Consider the following 2,696-nt stretch of genomic DNA (forward strand, 5'->3'; position numbering starts at 1 on the left):
TTTACCAAGCGGGTAATCAATTCCGCAAGCTCTTCTGTAAACATGACGGACGGGGCAATGGTTTCTTTCATCTTTGTCGGCCTGAGGTATTTCGCAAAATTACCATTATGACGGGATTTTTATGCCTGCGGTATCCCTTAAGCGTGAACAATCTGGCTGTAAGTTATATAAGGCAAGATACTTTTAGTCAGTTCGGTAACGCACGCATAGAGCAGCTATCGCAAATATTAAAAGGGCTTAATCCCCGGCTATAGGAAACGCAAACGACCAAATCGCAAGGGGAATAGACCCAAAAACCGATTCATCCCCAATTCAAGGTGACAGTAATCGGTGAGGCTTAATTTAACAGGATTGTTTAAAGGTGGGGACTTTACAGAAACGCGAGATTTTTGAGTAATTTGCTATGTCTGCAGACGTACAGACCGACTAAAGTCTTGTGTATATATTTCATAAACAGGTAATGCCCTCAAACTTTGCCTGAGTTACCGACTTCAGAATTATTAATTGAACTCGCTCAGACGTCCAGAAGACTGAGCCAACAGGAGAAAAACGATGATAAATACCGACCAAATTAAGCCTGATATGCCCGTTGTCTGCTCCCAAGACGGTCAGTTTGCCACAGTCGACCATATGGAGGGACCGGGGACGATCAAACTGAAGAAAGATGAAACCGGTCAGCACCATTACATTCCGGTAAGCTGGGTAACCTCAACAGGGGACGGCAAGGTTAAAGTAGATCGTCCAGGAGACGCCGCCATGGTGGAGTGGTCGACAGTTTCGCCCGATCATATCGACCAATGACTTTACGCCATAAAACAGACCAATGACGGCTGGGCTATTTGCCTCTGTTGAGACGATAAGATTTATAAAACCCTGGCACACCCTAATTAGCAACGCTCAATTTATGGGACAGAGATTCCATAGTTTTTTATTGCGAATACAAAAAGGTATATAAAACCAGTAGCGTTTTACGAGAGTTTAGCGGAATCGCTTTCCGGTTAAATTTGTTACTGAATTTTCCCAGTTTTTATAGGGTGTCCAGACTCGTAGGTGCATTATTGGATGGGTTTGCCCACGTTTAGGCAAACCTCATCGATAATTCCTGCAGCCCAAGCACAACGTCAGTCTGTTTTTGAAATAATTGGGAAACTTCAGATTTATTTTATAAATCATTATTCTTTTATTTTAATTATTACCTAGCTTATGAATTACGATAATTGGGCGTTAACTATGAAACCGATCAGTAAAATTTTTTTCAAGGGGCTACTCGCCATTATCCCCCTTACACTCACGCTTTATTTGCTATTGTGGTTTGCCGGCACGGCAGAATTGGTACTCGGAAATATATTCAAGTTTTTCTTCCCTGACAGTTGGTATATAAGAGGCTTGGGGCTTTTGTTGGGTCTTCCTCTGGTGTTTTTTTTCGGCGTATTCCTGGAGTCTCGAAATTTCCGCCGCCTCTTTAATAAATTGGAAGAACTTGTTATCCAAATTCCTGGGGTTAAGAGCGTCTATACAACTATACGCGATATAAGTTCTCTTTTTTCCCGCAAAAACAAAGGAAAATTTAAACAGGTAGTTCTGGTTAAGGCACCTCCCGGTACTGTTCAACAGCTAGGTTTTATTACTGTTTCAGATTTTGAAGATGTTTTACCAACTTTTATTGCCGATGACCAGATTGCCGTGTATTTGCCATTCAGTTATCAGGTGGGTGGTGGCATCACCGTCATTATGTCACGGGAATATGTAACAGAAATAGATATGTCTGTTGAGGATGCTCTGCGTTTTATCGCAACATCTGGAGTTGTTGGCAATGTTAATGATGGCAAAAATAATCGTTCAAGGGTTTGAATTTCACTAAAATGAAAAAATACGCTAAGGTTAAATCCGGTCTTTACGCAAAGCTTTGATAGTTCTTGTTGATTCTCTATTCTTGATAACAAGGCCCTATTTGCTTTGAACTGGTCCCGAGCAAATTTTATTCTCCCCTAACTGAGTGAAAATGATCCATGTCATCTCCCACCCCAACCATCGCTATTTTTTATGCATTTGCTGCTAATTTGGGAATTGCGGCAGCAAAAACCTTTGCCGCTTTCTGGACAGGTTCAGGCTCCCTATTAGCCGAAGCGATTCACTCGTTTGCCGATTGTGGAAACCAGGTATTACTGCTAATCGGTATGAAACGGTCTGAAAAAATAGCGACCCGCAAACATCCCATGGGATTCGGGCGAGAATCTTACATCTGGTCCATGATGGTAGCTTTCACTTTGTTTTCCGTGGGCGGCGTCTTTTCCATTTATGAAGGATGGTTGCGATATACGCACCCGCATACTGTTGAAAATGAAGGTGCGGCATTGCTCGTCTTGTTGATTGCCTTGGGGATGGAATATTTTTCTTTAAAAAAGGCGCTGGCGGTAATTCAACCAGAAAAAGGCGCTCGCTCACTGTGGCAATGGTTTAAAGAGACTCAGTCCAGCGAATTGATGGTGGTAACTGGTGAAGACTTAGCCGCCTTGGCAGGACTTGGGATTGCGCTGGTAATGCTTGGCCTGACAATGATTACCGGCAATACCGCCTATGATGCAGCAGGCTCGATGTTAATCGGGGTTTTATTAATTACCGTTGCCGTCGTGGTGGGTACAGAAGTCCATTCCTTACTGCTTGGTGAGGCGGCGGTTGATATCAGCGATAACGTA

3 protein-coding genes are annotated in these 2,696 nt (G+C 43.0%); all 3 read left to right on the plus strand.

Going from position 1 to position 2,696, the window contains the following annotated elements:
• Positions 1 to 552 precede the first annotated feature (552 nt).
• Positions 553 to 801, plus strand: coding sequence for a DUF2171 domain-containing protein (locus Q7V32_RS17240; protein ID WP_304898222.1), 249 nt, complete (start codon positions 553 to 555; stop codon positions 799 to 801).
• A 429-nt stretch (positions 802 to 1,230) separates the two neighbouring features.
• The gene (locus tag Q7V32_RS17245; protein WP_304898223.1) at positions 1,231 to 1,851 is read left to right on the plus strand and encodes a DUF502 domain-containing protein; all 621 of its coding nucleotides are present in this window, start codon (positions 1,231 to 1,233) and stop codon (positions 1,849 to 1,851) included.
• A gap of 158 nt (positions 1,852 to 2,009) precedes the next feature.
• On the plus strand, positions 2,010 to 2,696 hold a 687-nt coding region (locus Q7V32_RS17250), incomplete at its 3' end, for a cation diffusion facilitator family transporter (protein WP_304898224.1).

The organism is Methylicorpusculum sp. (genome assembly GCF_030651835.1).
Lineage (GTDB): Bacteria > Pseudomonadota > Gammaproteobacteria > Methylococcales > Methylomonadaceae > Methylicorpusculum.

Bases quoted from the DNA above. Each gene is read 5' to 3' on its own strand.
- Q7V32_RS17240 (WP_304898222.1), top strand. From the start codon at position 553: ATGATAAATACCGACCAAATTAAGCCTGATATGCCCGTTGTCTGCTCC.
- Q7V32_RS17245 (WP_304898223.1), top strand. From the start codon at position 1,231: ATGAAACCGATCAGTAAAATTTTTTTCAAGGGGCTACTCGCCATTATC.